The sequence below is a fragment of the Paraburkholderia sp. RL17-368-BIF-A genome, from assembly GCF_046054045.1.
In the GTDB taxonomy this organism is placed as follows: domain Bacteria; phylum Pseudomonadota; class Gammaproteobacteria; order Burkholderiales; family Burkholderiaceae; genus Paraburkholderia; species Paraburkholderia graminis.
The window spans coordinates 461048-476660 of sequence record NZ_JARESN010000004.1 but is presented as its reverse complement, the minus strand read 5'-3'; the positions used below and the strand labels follow the sequence as shown (position 1 = coordinate 476660).

The 15613-nt window shown below is 63.4% G+C and carries 14 protein-coding genes; 6 read left to right on the top strand and 8 right to left on the bottom strand.

What is annotated here, in order from left to right; translation table 11 throughout:
• Positions 1–65 precede the first annotated feature (65 nt).
• The 3 genes from gpmA to P0D87_RS10410 all read left to right on the top strand — a co-directional run bounded on the left by gpmA (position 66) and on the right by P0D87_RS10410 (position 3541).
• Complete coding sequence (gene gpmA, locus P0D87_RS10420) at positions 66–812, top strand: 2,3-diphosphoglycerate-dependent phosphoglycerate mutase (protein WP_006048080.1); 747 nt, start codon at positions 66–68, stop codon at positions 810–812.
• Positions 813–1141: 329 nt separating this feature from the next.
• A complete protein-coding gene (locus P0D87_RS10415) occupies positions 1142–2719 on the top strand; it encodes a S41 family peptidase (RefSeq protein WP_006048081.1) in 1578 nt (525 codons plus the stop codon).
• Positions 2720–2782: 63 nt separating this feature from the next.
• The gene (locus tag P0D87_RS10410) at positions 2783–3541 is read left to right on the top strand and encodes a HesA/MoeB/ThiF family protein (RefSeq protein ID WP_053858946.1); all 759 of its coding nucleotides are present in this window, start codon (positions 2783–2785) and stop codon (positions 3539–3541) included.
• A gap of 81 nt (positions 3542–3622) precedes the next feature.
• Here the strand turns inward: P0D87_RS10410 and ptsP are convergent, their stop codons facing one another.
• The 7 genes from ptsP to P0D87_RS10375 form a co-directional block, all read right to left on the bottom strand.
• On the bottom strand, positions 3623–5371 hold the full coding sequence (ptsP, locus tag P0D87_RS10405) for a phosphoenolpyruvate--protein phosphotransferase (protein ID WP_053857456.1): 1749 nt from the start codon (positions 5369–5371) through the stop codon (positions 3623–3625).
• Positions 5372–5619: 248 nt separating this feature from the next.
• A complete protein-coding gene (locus tag P0D87_RS10400) occupies positions 5620–5889 on the bottom strand; it encodes an HPr family phosphocarrier protein (RefSeq protein ID WP_006048084.1) in 270 nt (89 codons plus the stop codon).
• Between the two features lie 98 nt (positions 5890–5987).
• Complete coding sequence (locus P0D87_RS10395; RefSeq protein WP_006048085.1) at positions 5988–6476, bottom strand: PTS sugar transporter subunit IIA; 489 nt, start codon at positions 6474–6476, stop codon at positions 5988–5990.
• A 340-nt stretch (positions 6477–6816) separates the two neighbouring features.
• Entirely contained in the window at positions 6817–7773 is a 957-nt protein-coding gene (gene gshB, locus P0D87_RS10390; protein WP_053857454.1) for a glutathione synthase, read from the bottom strand.
• A gap of 145 nt (positions 7774–7918) precedes the next feature.
• Positions 7919–9208 carry a glutamate--cysteine ligase gene (gene gshA / locus P0D87_RS10385; protein WP_006048087.1) on the bottom strand — a complete coding sequence of 430 codons (1290 nt, stop codon included), beginning with the start codon at positions 9206–9208 and terminating at the stop codon, positions 7919–7921.
• 255 nt (positions 9209–9463) lie between these two features.
• Positions 9464–10963: an ammonium transporter gene (locus tag P0D87_RS10380; protein ID WP_006048088.1), complete on the bottom strand. Its 1500-nt coding sequence runs from the start codon at positions 10961–10963 to the stop codon at positions 9464–9466.
• Positions 10964–11007: 44 nt separating this feature from the next.
• The gene (locus tag P0D87_RS10375) at positions 11008–11346 is read right to left on the bottom strand and encodes a P-II family nitrogen regulator (protein WP_006048089.1); all 339 of its coding nucleotides are present in this window, start codon (positions 11344–11346) and stop codon (positions 11008–11010) included.
• 466 nt (positions 11347–11812) lie between these two features.
• Between P0D87_RS10375 and P0D87_RS10370 the strand changes: the two genes are divergently transcribed.
• Both P0D87_RS10370 and P0D87_RS10365 read left to right on the top strand, forming a co-directional pair.
• Positions 11813–12070, top strand: a complete 258-nt coding sequence (locus P0D87_RS10370) for an accessory factor UbiK family protein (RefSeq protein ID WP_006048090.1) — start codon at positions 11813–11815, stop codon at positions 12068–12070.
• Positions 12071–12193: 123 nt separating this feature from the next.
• Positions 12194–13777 (top strand): YifB family Mg chelatase-like AAA ATPase, encoded by a 1584-nt coding sequence (locus P0D87_RS10365; RefSeq protein ID WP_053857453.1) that lies wholly within the window; start codon positions 12194–12196, stop codon positions 13775–13777.
• Between the two features lie 342 nt (positions 13778–14119).
• Here the strand turns inward: P0D87_RS10365 and P0D87_RS10360 are convergent, their stop codons facing one another.
• Positions 14120–14680: a hypothetical protein gene (locus P0D87_RS10360; RefSeq protein ID WP_408636811.1), complete on the bottom strand. Its 561-nt coding sequence runs from the start codon at positions 14678–14680 to the stop codon at positions 14120–14122.
• A 345-nt stretch (positions 14681–15025) separates the two neighbouring features.
• Here P0D87_RS10360 and P0D87_RS10355 point away from each other — a divergent pair, with 345 nt between their 5' ends.
• A complete protein-coding gene (locus P0D87_RS10355) occupies positions 15026–15559 on the top strand; it encodes a TlpA disulfide reductase family protein (protein ID WP_053857451.1) in 534 nt (177 codons plus the stop codon).
• Positions 15560–15613: the final 54 nt, after the last annotated feature.

Below are 15613 nucleotides of genomic sequence, written 5' to 3'. Positions count from 1 at the left end.
GGCGGCGCTCCTCGGCGGGCGCTTCGCAGCGCTTTACCGCTTCCTCACTACCGACCGGCAATCTTATGTACAAACTCGTTCTCATCCGCCACGGCGAATCGACGTGGAACAAGGAAAACCGCTTCACGGGCTGGGTCGACGTCGACCTCACTGAACAGGGCAACCGTGAAGCGCAGCAGGCGGGCGTGCTGCTGAAGGAAAACGGCTATACGTTCGACATTGCGTACACGTCGGTGCTCAAGCGCGCCGTTCGCACGCTGTGGCACGTGCAGGATCAGATGGATCAGATGTATATCCCCGTCGTCCATTCGTGGCGTCTGAACGAGCGCCACTACGGCGCGCTGTCGGGTCTGAACAAGGCCGAAACCGCAGCCAAGTTCGGCGACGAACAGGTGCTCGTCTGGCGCCGCAGCTACGACACACCGCCGCCGGCGCTCGAGCCGACCGACGAGCGCGCGCCGTACAACGACCCGCGCTACGCGAAGGTGCCGCGCGAGCAACTGCCTCTCACCGAGTGTCTGAAAGACACGGTCGCGCGCGTGCTGCCGCTGTGGAACGAGTCGATCGCGCCGGCCATCAAGTCGGGCCGCAAGGTGCTGATCGCCGCGCACGGCAACTCGATCCGCGCGCTGGTGAAGTACCTCGACAACATTTCGGACGACGACATCGTCGGGCTGAATATTCCGAACGGCGTGCCGCTCGTCTATGAACTCGATGAAAACCTGAAGCCTATCAAGCACTACTATCTGGGCGACCAGGAAGCGATCGCGAAGGCGCAGGCGGCCGTCGCGAAGCAGGGCAAAGCCGGCTAAGGTTGGCCGGCATGGCGTGCTCATTGGCCGCCACTCTTTGTTAAACAAGGTGACGAGAAACGCAGCAGTGCGTCGCCAGCGGACCGCGCCGACCGGCAAGACGTACCGGTTAGCGCGGTCCGTTTCTTTTGAGCGCGCCATTCTGGCCGCCGTCTTCGGTTACGGCACATTACTTCGCAGCCGCGCGCACATTGCGCCGAACCCGGCACGCATCCCGCTGTCGAATCACGATTGCCTGCCCCGCGCCCTCTGTTGGCGGGTGTGCAGTTATACTTGTCCGTCCCCATCTCTATCGACGCTGCCACGCGCTTCCGACCGCAACAGACTCTATGCGAAAGAACCTGAAAAATATCGGCCTGATCGCCGCGGGCCTTGCTACCGGTGTATTTGCCACCCTGCAACTTTCGGCTTCGGCGCAGCAGCCCGCCAGCGCCGCCGCCGCGCCCTTGCCGCTGGACCAGCTCAGGCTCTTTGCCGAAGTGTTCGGTCAGATCAAGCACGAATACGTCGAACCCGTCGACGATAAAAAGCTCCTCACCGCCGCGATCAAGGGCATGGTGTCGAGCCTCGACCCGCATTCGTCCTACCTCGACAAGACCGATTACGAGGAACTGCAGGAGCAGACCAAAGGTCGCTTCGCGGGCCTCGGCATCGAAATCTCGTCGGAAGACGGCCTGATTAAAGTCATTTCGCCGATCGAAGACACGCCTGCGTTCCGCGCCGGCATTCGTCCGGGCGACCTGATCACGCGCATCAACGACAAGCCGGTGCGCGGCATGACGCTCGACCAGGCCGTCAAGCAGATGCGCGGCGAGCCAGGCACCAAGGTCACGCTCACCATCTTCCGCAAGACCGACGACCGCACGTTCCCGCTCACCGTGACGCGCGCCGTCATCAAGGTGCAGTCGGTGAAGATGAAGATTCTTGCGCCGGGCTACGCGTATGTGCGTATCACGAGCTTCCAGGAACGCACCACGCCTGACCTCGCGGCGAAGCTGCAGGACATCGCGCGTCAGCAGCCGAACCTGAAGGGCCTCGTGCTCGACCTGCGCAACAACGGCGGCGGTCTGCTGCAAAGCGCGGTCGGCGTCGCCGGCGCGTTCCTGCCGCCGAACTCCGTCGTCGTGTCCACCAACGGGCAGATTCCGGATTCGAAGCAGGTTTATCGCGACACTTACGACAACTACCGTCTGCAATCTTTCGACAGCGATCCGCTGAAGGACGAAGCGCCGATCTTCAAGACGGTGCCGATGGTCGTGCTGACCAACGCGTATTCGGCGTCGGCGTCGGAGATCGTCGCGGGTGCGTTGCAGGATCAGCATCGCGCGTTGATCGTCGGCAAGACGACCTTCGGCAAGGGCTCGGTGCAGACCGTGCGTCCCATGACCGCCGACACCGCATTGCGTCTGACCACGGCGTATTACTACACGCCGAGCGGCCGCTCGATCCAGAACAAGGGCATCCGTCCTGACATCGCGGTGGATCAATACGCGGAAGGCGATCCGGACGACGCACTCGTCACGCGCGAAGTCGACTACTCGAACCACCTTGCCAACACGCAAGATCCGAACGAGAAGAAGGAAGCCGAGAAGCGCGAGCAGGATCGCATGGACCAGTTGCGTCAGCTCGAAGAGCAGAACGATAAGAAGACGCCGGAACAGCGTCAGAAAGATCGTGAGCGCAAGCCGGTCGAATTCGGTTCCGCCGACGACTTCATGCTGACGCAGGCGCTGAACAAGCTCGAAGGCAAGCCGGTGCAGGAGTCGAAGTCGGTAACCGAACGGCGTCTCGCGCAGAACAAGCCGGCTACGTCGGCGTCCGCGCCGGTTGCTGTGAAGCCGACGCAACCGGTGCCCGGCGCGTCGGGTCCGGCTCCGGCGTCGGCTCCGGCCACGCAAGGCAAGTAGTCGCGCAAGCAACCTCACGTGTCTTCGCGGTCAATGCGCCGCGAAGACACGCCGGCTCCCGCCATGAACGACGATCAACTCCTTCGCTATTCCCGCCACATTCTCGTCGACGAAATCGGCATCGAGGCGCAGCAGCGTTTTATCGATGCGCACGCGATCATCGTCGGCGCGGGCGGGCTGGGTTCGCCTGCCGCGATGTACCTCGCGGCGGCGGGCGTCGGACGCTTGACGCTGGTCGATGCCGATACGGTCGACCTCACCAACCTGCAACGGCAGATCCTGCATGTCAGCGCGTCGGTCGGACGCAAGAAGGTCGAGTCCGGCCGCGACACGCTCGCGCAGATCAATCCCGAAGTGCATGTGAACGCGGTGGCCGAACGCGTCGACGATACTTGGCTCGATCGGCAAGTGCCGGGCGCCACGGTCGTGCTCGATTGCACGGACAACTTCGCGACGCGTCATGCGATCAATCGCGCCTGCGTGAAGCACGGCGTGCCGCTCGTGTCGGGCGCGGCGTTGCGCTTCGACGGCCAGATCAGCACATTCGATTTCCGCGACGAAGCATCGCCGTGCTACGCGTGCGTGTTCCCGGAAGACCAGCCGTTCGAAGAAGTTGCGTGTTCCACGATGGGCGTGTTTGCGCCTACGGTCGGCATCATCGGCTCGATGCAGGCGGCCGAAGCGCTGAAGGTGATCGGCGGAATCGGAACGTCGCTCGCCGGGCGGCTGACCATGCTCGATTCGCTGCGAATGGAATGGACCACGATGCGCATTGCGCGCCAGCCGGACTGCCCCGTCTGCGGAAAACGCCACGGCCACTAAGCACGTTCAAAGGGTAAGCCACAACGACAAACGCCGCACATGTGCGGCGTTTGTCATTCACGCGTGTGTGTGATCAATCAATCAGGCTTGCGCGACCCGCTTCAGCGCAGCCTGCACCTCTTCCGGTTCAAACGATGCAAGCACATCGGCCACCGGCTTCTCCAGCGTCTTCAGATGCGAGCGCAACACTTCCTGCTTGACCTCGAGCAACTGGCTCGGATGCATCGAAAACTCGGTGAGCCCCATGCCGAGCAATAGACGCGTCAACGTCGGATCGCCCGCCATCTCACCGCAGACCGACACAGGCACGCCCGCCCGCTTCGCCTCGCGCAACGTGAACGCGATCAGATGCAGCACCGCCGGATGCAGCGGGTCGTACAGATGCGCGACCGAATTGTCCGCGCGGTCGATAGCGAGCGTGTACTGGATCAGATCGTTGGTGCCGATCGACAGGAAATCGAGCCGCTTCAGGAAGAGCGGCAGCGCAATCGCGGCGGCCGGAATCTCGATCATCGCGCCGACTTGCACGTTCGGGTTGTACGCGATCCCCGCGTCGTCGAGTTGACGCTTCGCTTCGCGAATCAGGTCGAGCGTCTGATCGATTTCCTGCGCATGCGCGAGCATGGGCACCAGAATCTTCACCGTGCCGAACGCCGATGCACGCAGAATCGCGCGCAATTGCGTGAGGAACATTTGCGGCTCGGACAGGCTCCAGCGAATCGCCCTAAGTCCGAGCGCCGGGTTGGGCGCGGTCTCGTAGCCGTCGCCGCCGCCCATCGAATCGAGCGGCTTGTCAGCGCCCACGTCGATCGTGCGAATCGTGACGGGCAGCCCGTTCATCAACTCGACCGCGCGCCGGTAGGCTTCGAACTGCTCCTCCTCCTCGGGCATGCGGTCTTTGTGATTCATGAACAGGAACTCGGTGCGGAACAGGCCGACGCCGGTCGCGCCCGCATCGAGCGCGGCGCGCGCGTCGTCCGGCAACTCGATGTTCGCGCACAGTTCGATGCGCGTGCCGCACAGCGTTTGCGTCGGCGAAAATTTGAGGCGCTGCAGCTTGCGTTGCTCGAGCGCCTTTTCGCTTTGCCGGTACGAGTACTCCTCCAGCACGATCGGCGCGGGATCGACGATCACAATGCCATGATCGCCGTCGACGATAATCAGGTCGTCCTGACGAATCAGCGCGCTCGCGTGCTGCACGCCGACCGCGGCAGGAATGCCGAGGCTGCGCGCGACGATCGCCGTATGCGACGTGCGGCCGCCGAGATCGGTGACGAAGCCCTGAAACGTTTGCGTTTTGAACTGCATCATGTCGGCCGGCGCGATGTCGTGCGCGACCACGATCATCTCGCTGCAGGCGCCGTGCACGCCGTCCACGAGTGTAGCCGACGCACCCGCCAGCGCCTTCAGCACGCGCTCCACCACTTGCTCGATATCGGCTTTGCGCTCGCGCAGATATTCGTCTTCGATGTCGTCGAAATGACGCGACAGCCGTTCGAGCTGCTCGGTCAGCGCCCACTCCACGTTGTAGCGGCGCGTGCGAATGAGGTCGATGGTTTCCTGAACGAGCATTGCATCGTTCAGGATCATTGAATGAACGTTGATGAACGCGCCCATTTCGCTAGGCGCGTCTGCGGCGAGGTCGGCGCGCAACGCGTCGAGCTCGACATGCACGCGTTGCTGGGCCGTGCGAAAGCGCTCGACCTCGCTCTCGATCTGCGCGGGTTCGATCAGATAGTGGTCTACGTCAAGTGCAGCCGGGGCGATCAGATAGGCCCGCCCGATGGCGATACCGCGTGACACGGGAATTCCATGCAGCGTGAACGACACGCGCACCTCCTCTAGTTGTGTGATGCCGCGGCAAACCGCTGCAATGCTCTCAGACTCTCGTCGTCATTATAAATTCCGCGCCGCCGCAGACGTACGCGAATGCTGTGTGCAGTGCAGCACGAAAGCGCGTAAGAGCGAGGCATAACGCCCGCGTAGTTATGCATGTCCGCATATTGTCGCGCGCTAAAAAAAACGCCGCGGAGCGATAGCCGCGGCGTTCTTCTTCATTGCACTGTCGATTCGCCAGCTCACTGGCCTTCGCCGAATTTATCCGCGATCAGTTTCAACAATGCGTCCATGGCTTCTTTTTCGTCGGCGCCTTCGGTTTCGATCAGCACCGTGCTGCCGATGCCCGCAGCCAGCATCATCACGCCCATGATGCTTTTCGCATTGATGCGGCGGCCGTTGCGGCTCATCCAGATTTCCGACTGATAGTTGCCTGCGAGTTGCGTCAACTTGGCCGACGCGCGCGCGTGCAGCCCCAGCTTGTTCACGATAGTCGTTTCCTGTTGCAGCATGTGTTGGTCCGAAGCGCGGGTAAGTGTTGTTGTGAAAAGTAGAACTGCGAATCAGGGTGTACTGCGAAGGTTGCACTGCAAGCTTGCACTGCGAGCGACTATAAACCGGCCGGCCCGGTCTTCTGTGCGAGGTCCGCATCGGCCGGCAACGCGGGCAGACAGTCGGCGGTGACAGCCGCGGCCTCGGCGGGCGCGGGTGCTGCCGGGCCGATCGCGTGAATGCCCTTGGTCGCGCCGGCGAGCGCTTTGTCCACCAGCGTGTCGAGCGGCGTCGCGCGATAACAGACCGCGCGCACGAGCATCGGCAGATTGACACCGCACAGCACGCGCACGTCGGGCACGGAAGCCAGCCGCCCGGCGATATTCGCGGGCGTGGCGCCGAACATGTCGGTGAGCACGAGCGCGCCGTTCTCTTCCTTCAGGCGCGCAATCTCGGACTCGGCGAAGGAAACCATTTGCGCGGGATCGCAGTCGGGCGATACGTCCATCACGCCGATGCGAGCCGGCAAACCGCCGTAAATATGCGAAATACAGTCGCGCAACGCGGTGGCGAACGGTGCGTGCGCAATGATCAGAATGCCTGCCATGTCAGCCTACTGCAAAAAGACGGCCCCAAACGTGGATCGGAACGCTATCCGAAACGCTCGCGCCCTCGGCCGGCCGTTGGCCATGAGAGCCGGAAATACGCCTTTCGCGAACAGAACCTCGAATGCGACGCCGCAGCGGCGCCCGTCGAACCTGCCCGTTTCAAGGCTCCGCCGTGCATGCGATGACTCCTTGCGGAGCGCATCGCTACAAATCGACGCGGAGAGCGGGCATTGTAGCAGGCCCGTTTTTCGGGCCCGCGCCGCCGTTCCGCCCGCAGCGGACATGATGCTGATCCTGTCTGTCAGTTTGGGGGCCGCCGCCCAGTTTCAAGACGGCCGCTCAGCCCGCCGCGCGCTCCAGCGCGTCCACGAACATGGCGGCGACGTCGAAGCCCGTCTGATCCATGATCTCGCGGAAGCACGTCGGGCTCGTCACGTTCACTTCGGTCAGCCAGTCGCCAATGGCGTCCAACCCAACCAGCAGCAGACCGCGTGCCGCCAGCACGGGCGCGAGCGTATCGGCGATCTTGCGGTCATGGTCGGTCAGCGGACGCGCCACGCCCAGCCCGCCCGCGGCCAGATTGCCGCGCACCTCGTTGCCTTGCGGAATCCGCGCGAGCGAATACGGCACGGCTTCGCCGCCGATCAGCAGAATGCGCTTGTCGCCGTCCTTGATTTCGGGGATGAACTTTTGCGCCATCACTGAGCGCGCGCCGTCGTGGCTCAGCATTTCGACGATCGAGCCCAGGTTCATGCCGTCCGGCTTCACGCGGAATACGCCCATGCCGCCCATGCCGTCGAGCGGCTTCAGAATCACGTCGCCATGCTGCTCGTGAAACGCCCTGAGTCGCGCCGGATCGCGCGTGACCAGCGTGGGCGCGACGAATTCAGCGAACTCGCCGATAGCGAGCTTTTCCGAATGATCGCGAATCGCCTGCGGCTTGTTGAAGATACGTGCGCCCGCGCGCTCGGCCAGTTCGAGCAGCCACGTGGACGTCACGTATTCCATGTCGAACGGCGGGTCCTTGCGCATGACGACCGCGCTGAAGTCCTTCAGCGAGCGCGGCGCGGCGGCGTCTGCCGCATACCATTCGTCGCGGTGCAAATCGGTCACGTCGCCCGTGATCGCAAAACGCCGCACGTTGGCTTCGACGTCGCCGCCCGTCCACGCGAGATGCTTCGGCTCGCAGAAGTACAGCGTATGGCCGCGGCGCGCGGCCTCGGCCATCATCGCGTAAGTGGAGTCCTTGTAGATCTTGAACTGCGTGAGCGGATCGGCGATGAAAAGAATGTCCATGAAGGTCCCGTTGCGCCCTGGAGGGCCTGGCATTGATCGTGAATCGAGCGTGTATTACGCGTGAATGCGGCGTGAACATCGTCGATGAAAACGGCGCGGGGCGGCCTACGCGCTGCCCGCGCCTGGCAATCTCACGTGGCTGCGTTCAAACCTGAATGGCTTCCGGATCGGTCTTTTCCAGTTCGACCGATGCAGCCAGCAAGCCGAGCCGCGCCACCACGCCGTACATGTAGAAACGGTTCGGCGGCGCCGCGCCCGGCTTCGCGTGCGCGTCCGGCAGCGCGGTGTGCTCGAAGCCGAGCGGCACGAAGTGCATGCCCGGCGCATTCAGGTTCTGGTCGCGCTCGCGGCTGCCGTGCACACGGTAGAAGCCGCCCACCACATAGCGGTCGATCATATAGACGACCGGCTCGGCTACTTCCTCGCCGATGCGCTCAAATGTGTACACGCCTTCCTGCACGATCACGTCGTGCACTTCGAGGCCGTCTTTCGTCGCCGCCATTTTCGCGCGTTCGCGCTTCGTGAGCGCGGCCACTTCCGACGCGTCGTGCACCGTCATCACGCCCATGCCGTACGTGCCCGCATCCGACTTGATGACGACATACGGTTTTTCGGAGATGCCGTACTCGCGATACTTTTTGGCGATCTTCTTCAGCACGCCGTCGATCGCGTCGGCCAGCGCCTGCTCGCCGGTGCGCTCCTGAAAATCCACGCCTTCCACGTGCGCGAAGTACGGATTGATCATCCACGGATCGATCTCGACCATCTTCGCGAATTTCTTCGCGACGTCGTCATAGCACGAGAAGTGCGTCGATTTGCGGCGCACGGCCCAGCCGGCATGCAGCGGCGGCAGCAGATACTGCTCGTGCAGATTTTCCAGCACGGGCGGAATGCCGCCCGACAGATCGTTATTCAACAGAATCGAGCAGGGATCGAAATTCTTCAGCCCGAGGCGGCGCTGCGAACGCTCGAGCGGTTCGAGCACGAGTTTCTGGCCGTCGGACAGCGCAATGGTGACGGGCCCGTTGATGCTTTCGTCGAGCGTGCCGAAACGCACGTTCAAGCCGGCCTGGCGCATGATCGCGGCGAGCCGGGCCACGTTCTCCAGATAAAACGCGTTGCGTGTGTGGCGCTCGGGAATGACGAGCAGATTCTTCGCGTCCGGGCAGATTTTTTCGATGGACGCCATTGCCGCCTGCACGGCAAGCGGCAGCACTTCCTGCGGCAGATTATTGAACGCGCCGGGAAACAGATTGGTGTCGACGGGCGCGAGCTTGAAACCCGCATTGCGCAGGTCGACCGAGCAATAGAACGGCGGCGTGTGCTCCTGCCACTCGAGCCGGAACCAGCGTTCGATTGCGGGAGTAGCGTCGAGGATCTTCCGCTCGAGATCGAGCAGCGGGCCGTTTAACGCCGTAACTAGGTGCGGAACCATTGATCACTCGCAGACTGGAGAAAAAAGATTGTAGAGCAAATGCTTTGCCCATTTGGGGATGGTTTCTCCATTCGCAAGCCAGCCGGAATGCATTCTCGCTATCGCAATGATAGGCAGGGGAAACTGTCGTGAACAAGAAGGCGAGCAAGAAAAAAGCCCGCCATGAAGGCGGGCCAAATCGCTGCGCTTGTTGCTACCTTTATGAGCCGGTGAGGCTCGGCGAGCCCGGGAGCGCGGGCTCGTGAAACGCCTTCGTTATTCGACGTGTTCGCCGTGCAGGCTCACGTCCAGACCTTCGCGTTCCTGTTCTTCCGTCACGCGGATGCCCATCGTCATGTCGATGACCTTCAGCAGGATGAAGCTCACCACGCCGCTGTACACCAGCGTCGTCACGACGCCCTTGGCTTGCAGCAGCACGCTGCCGTCGAAGCCGCCGATGTCCTTCACCGCGAACACGCCGGTCAGCAGCGCACCGACGATACCGCCGACGCAGTGCACGCCGAACGCATCGAGCGAATCGTCGTAACCGAGCTTGTGCTTGAGCCACGTTGCCGACCAGAAGCAGACCACGCCCGCCACGATGCCGATCACGAGCGAACCCGTCATGCCGACGAAGCCCGAAGCCGGCGTGATGGCGACCAGACCCGCCACTGCGCCCGACACGATACCGAGCACCGACGGCTTACCCTTCGCGGCCCATTCGGCGAACATCCATGCGAGCGCTGCCGCTGCGGTTGCCACTTGCGTTGCGAACATCGCGAAACCGGCACGGCCGTCTGCCGCCACTGCCGAACCCGCGTTGAAGCCGAACCAGCCCACCCACAGCATCGCGGCGCCGACCAGCGTCAGCGTGAGGTTGTGCGGAGCCATCGCTTCCTTGCCGTAGCCGACACGCTTGCCGAGCACGAGGCAGCAGACCAGACCGGCGATACCGGCGTTGATGTGCACCACCGTGCCGCCCGCGAAGTCGAGGATGCCCGCGGTCGCCAGCCAGCCGGTCGGTTCCCAGACCATGTGCGCGATCGGCGAGTAGACGATGATCGACCACAGGCTCATGAAGACGAGCATCGCCGAGAACTTCATGCGGTCGGCAAATGCGCCGGTGATCAGCGCCGGCGTGATGATCGCGAACGTCATCTGATAGACGAAGTAGACCGTTTCGGGGATCGTCTGCGCGAGATGGCTGACGGTCAGCGTCGTGGCCTTGTCGCCCTTGATGTAGTTCATGCCCGACATGAAGAAGCGCGAGAAGCCGCCGATGAACGAGCCGCCCGGCGTGAACGCGAGGCTGTAGCCCACGACCGCCCAGATGATCGTCACGAGGCAGGTGATCGCGAAGCTTTGCATCAGCGTCGCCAGCACGTTCTTCTTGCGGACCATGCCGCCGTAGAAGAGCGCGAGGCCCGGGATCGTCATGAACAGCACGAGCGCGGTGGAGGTCAGCATCCAGGCGGTGTCGCCCGAATTGATTTTCGACGAGTCGACCGAGAACGGCGCGGTGGGCGCAGCCGGAGCGGCGTCCGATGCGGCGGGGGCTGCCGCTGCGGCGCTTGCTGCGGGTGCAGCCGAGGCGTCGGCGGCGGGCGCCGAAGCTGCTGCGGCCGCCGAAGCGTCCGCTGCCGGCGCGCTTGCCGCCGTATCGGATGCAGCGGCCGAGGCGGCTACGGGGGCGGAAGCGTCGTCCGCGAGGGCGGCGCCGATACCGCCCGCGAGCAGCGAACCGGCCATCAGCAAGGACATCAATAATTTGCGCATCTTTCGTTTCCTCTTGTCGCTATCTGTGTCGCTATCTTTTGGTGTTACAGAGCATCCGCGCCGGTCTCTCCGGTGCGAATCCGGATGACCTGCTCGATCGGCGTGACGAAAATCTTGCCGTCGCCGATCTTGCCGGTGCGCGCCGCGCGTTCCAGCGCCTCGATGGCCTGATCGACGATGTCGTCCGAGACAGCCGCCTCGATCTTCACTTTCGGCAGGAAATCGACGACGTACTCCGCGCCGCGATACAGCTCCGTATGGCCCTTCTGACGGCCGAACCCCTTGACCTCGGTTACCGTGATGCCGGAGACGCCGATCGCCGACAAGGCTTCGCGCGCCTCATCGAGCTTGAACGGCTTGATGATTGCGGTGATGAGTTTCATGAAATCCCTCGCTTAGTTGCCAAAAACCGTTGCTAACCCGTTTGCGTAACCGCCGCGGAACCGCTGCGTAACCGTCTCGTAAGCTGCCTGTAGCCCGCTCGCGCAAGCCTGGTGGTACTCGTTGCCCTTTCGCCTGGTCTCGTTGCCCTGCCGGAAATTCGTGCCGGCAGAACGCGCGGGGCAGTAAGAGCAACTCGTATGCCATGTTGTGTCAGACTGCCGCCGGTGCACGCCCGGCAAGGGGCGCAGCCGCCCTTGTCCAGATGGCCAACGCGCGCGCTGCGCTGTGGCGCGCCGCCTGGATCATTGCTAGAGTGTCCGCAGGGTCTGCAAGCGCCGACGCGCACCAAACGGGCTCACGCGGCGAAGCACAGCCGGCGTGCACGCACCAACGCAGCGCATCGTCAGACGCGAGGCACAGACGTAACGAAACGCTGCACATTTTTTGTGCATCAAGGGGAACACCATGAAACAACCAAACGACGTTTTCAACGACATCCAGGCGCGCATGAGCGAGCTGTTCAAGAACTCGCCGGCCAAAGACGTCGAACGCAATGTGAAAGCGATGCTGTCGCAAGGCTTCTCGAAGCTCGATCTGGTCACACGCGAGGAATTCGATACGCAGACCCAGGTGCTGGTGCGCACGCGTGCGCGCCTCGAAGAACTGGAGCGCCGCGTCGCGGAACTCGAACAGAAGCTGCCCGTCACGACGCAAACGCTCTGACGGTTTCACGAGCAGCGCGTTAGCTGCATCGAGCTGCACATCACAGGCAAGCGAGCCGTGACGTCATCAGCGTATTAAGGGGACCGCAGCGCGCCACTTGCGCGCGGTCCGACGGGAGAAAACATGTCGCTTGCCGTGGTGCGCAGTCGCGCGCCGGCCGCCGGCCGCGCGCCCGAAGTAACCGTCGAGGTTCACCTCGCCAACGGGCTACCCTCTTTTTCGATCGTCGGACTTCCTGATCTGGAAGTCCGCGAAAGCCGCGAGCGCGTGCGCGCAGCGCTGCAAAACTGCGGCTTCGATTTTCCCGTACGGCGCATCACGGTCAACCTCGCTCCCGCCGATCTGCCGAAGGAATCCGGCCGCTTCGATCTGCCGATAGCCTTGGGCATTCTCGCGGCGAGCGGGCAAATCCCGGCCGAATCGCTCGTCAACCGCGAATTTGCCGGCGAGCTTTCCTTAACCGGCGCGCTGCGTCCGATGCGCGGCGCCTTCGCGATGGCTTGCGGCACCGCGCGCGGCGCGGCGGTTTGCGCAGCGGCTCCTGGTCTCGCCGAAAGCGCGGCCGGGCACGCGCCGCCCGAGCGCAATCCGCAGCTCTACCTTCCTGCGGCCAGCGCGGCGGAAGCCGCGCTCGTCCCCGGCGTGGATGTGTACGGCGCGAGCGATCTGCCGTCGTTATGCGCGCATCTCGCCGATGCGCCCGACGCCCGCCTCTATCCGGTCGCCGCGCCAAACCTGGCCGATACGCGCCCTGCCGCCGTGCCCGACATGGGCGACGTGATCGGCCAACGCGGCGCGCGCCGCGCGCTCGAAGTCGCCGCGGCCGGCGGGCACCATGTACTGCTGATCGGCCCGCCGGGCGCGGGCAAGTCGATGCTCGCCGCCCGCTTGCCCGGTCTGCTGCCGCCCATGACCGACGACGAGGCGCTCAGCTCGGCCGCGTTGCTGTCGGCGAGCCGCGCCGGTTTCACGCCGGCGCAATGGCGGCAGCGGCCGTTCCGGGCGCCGCATCATTCGTCGAGCGCGGCAGCGCTGGTAGGTGGGCGCAATCCGCCGCAGCCGGGCGAGATCACGCTCGCGCACCTGGGCGTGCTTTTCCTCGATGAACTGCCGGAGTTCGACCGCCAGGCGCTCGAAACGCTGCGCGAACCGCTGGAGGCCGGGCGAATCACGATTTCGCGCGCGGCGCTGCAGGCGGACTTTCCGGCGGCGTGCCAACTGATCGCGGCGATGAATCCGTGTCCCTGTGGATGGCGCGGCGACCCGAATGGGCGTTGTCGCTGCACGCCGGAGATTGCGGCGCGTTATCTGCGCAAATTATCGGGCCCGCTGCTGGACCGGATCGATATTCAGCTAGAAGTGCCGGCGCTGACGTCGGCGGAATTGTCCGCGCGAGCGCATGCCGCCGGAGAAACGAGCGCGGTCATCGCGCGGCGGGTGCTCGCCGCGCGCGAACGGCAATTGGCTCGGCAAGGCAAAACCAACCGTGAGTTGACGGGCAAAGAAGTCGACGAAGTCTGCCGTCCCGACGCAGCCGGCGAGGCGCTGCTGCGCGAAGCGGGCGAGCGTTTCGGCTGGTCGGCTCGCGCGTATTACCGCGTGTTGAAAGTTGCACGAACGATTGCCGACCTCGCGGGCGCGAGCATGCCGAGCGCCGCGCAGATCGGCGAGGCGGTTCAGTACCGACGGGCTTTTGGCTCTGGTTGAGGAGAAAAAAATGCTGTCAAGACTTGACTTATGCACATGCCCGCGTTCCAGATAGATTTAGAAACATCTGAAAGGTACTTAGAAAGTCAGATCCAAACGGCATTGATTTCAAAGGATTTTTTCTTCTGCGCCAACTACATTCAGACTGACGGAATGCCCACGGCACGGGCATCTGCGGCAAAAAAAGCGGACTTCTCAACAGAGTTATCCACAGGACGCCCGGCGAGGTGGAAAACTTCAACGTAAACCGCGAATTAGCGCGGAAAGCTGCGAAGGAACTTTCAGTACGTCCGCGCGTCGCTTCGGCGTCAGGTCGGCCCCGAGTCGGCCAAATCTACCGGTTCAATAGAGTTGGAACGACGAGAAAAATTGGTCCACCTGTTCCTGGGGCAGCGGCCCTGACGCGATGATCGCGGCTTGATACGCGTGCCGGCCACGCGCTACGAGGCGCGCATAGACGGTCCGCTTTTCATGGCTGGAGCCGGCCTCGCCGCTCAGCGTCATCTCGAGCCCCAAAACTTTGCCGCCTGCCGCGAGCGGAATTTGCACCGCGCGCGCCTCTGGCGTCACGCCCACGTTTCGCGCGAGGCCGTTGCGCAGGAACTCGAGCGCCTTGCGCTGCGTCGCTTCGCTGTCGTCGGGCAGCATGATCGTGCCGACCGCGAACACGGCGTCGCCGGCTTCGGCCGTCTGCATGGCCATCTGCATCGGCGTGCCGTCGACCTGGACCGCGCGCTGATCGTTGCCGGGCTTGGCAGGCAAGTCGATGCTGTAGCCGTTGTCGTTATTCATGACGGTGCGCCAGTCGAAGGTCGGCGAGCAGCCGCTCAGCGCGACGCCGATAGCAAGCGCGCAAACCGCCGCGCGGGTCATCGACTGTGCGCGTGGCTGGCCGCGCAGCATGCGAGCCGCGGCATTGCCATGGAAGACGAGGCTGGAAAACAGACGCGAGGGAATTCGAGCGAACAGGGAATAGATGCGGAAAACTATCTGGAACATGAGCAAGAGAGACCGTGAAGCGGTGAAGTTGACGTGAAGCGCAAAACGCCATTATCCGCTGCAAGCTGATGGAGCGCGCGGAAGCGGCCAAGCGCACGTTTGGCTGTGCCGGCGCAACGCGGGTTGCGGGTTGCGCTCCCTGCCCCGCATCCCGAATAGGACTACAATATCAACGCTCCGTTGCGGCACGCTCCAAGCCCCAGCCGACGCACTGTCCTGCGCCCTTGCGCGACTTCCGAGGTTCCGCTCATGAGTTCCATCGCATCGACCAGCGCCGTCAAGCGCACGAATCCGCTTCGCTATCTGATCATCGCCGCGGTGGCGATTGCGATCGGCATCGCCGGCTATTTCGCGTTTGCCGGCCAGCAGCGCGTGCCCGACGCGACCTTTACGCTGCTGTCGGGCCAGAAAGTCACGACCGCCGACCTCAAAGGCAAGGTCTACCTCGTCAACTTCTGGGCGACGAGTTGCGACACCTGCATGAAGGAAATGCCGCAGATGGTGCAGACGTATAACCGCTTCAAAGGCAAAGGGCTCGAATTCGTCGCGGTGGCCATGAGCTACGACGCGCCGATGTACGTGACCAATTACACGCAAACGCGCCAGTTGCCCTTCAAGGTCGCCATGGACGACGGCTCGGCCGCCAAACAGTTCGGCAACGTGCAGCTCACGCCGACCACCTTCCTCGTCGACAAGGACGGCAAGATCCTGAAGCGCTACGTCGGCGAGCCGCAGTTCGCTGAACTCGATCAGTTGCTGGAGAAGGCGCTGAACGCGGCTTAAGCAGCCGCCAAGCGAAGGCAAGCCACGCCACCGCAAGCTCAAACAAGAAACGCC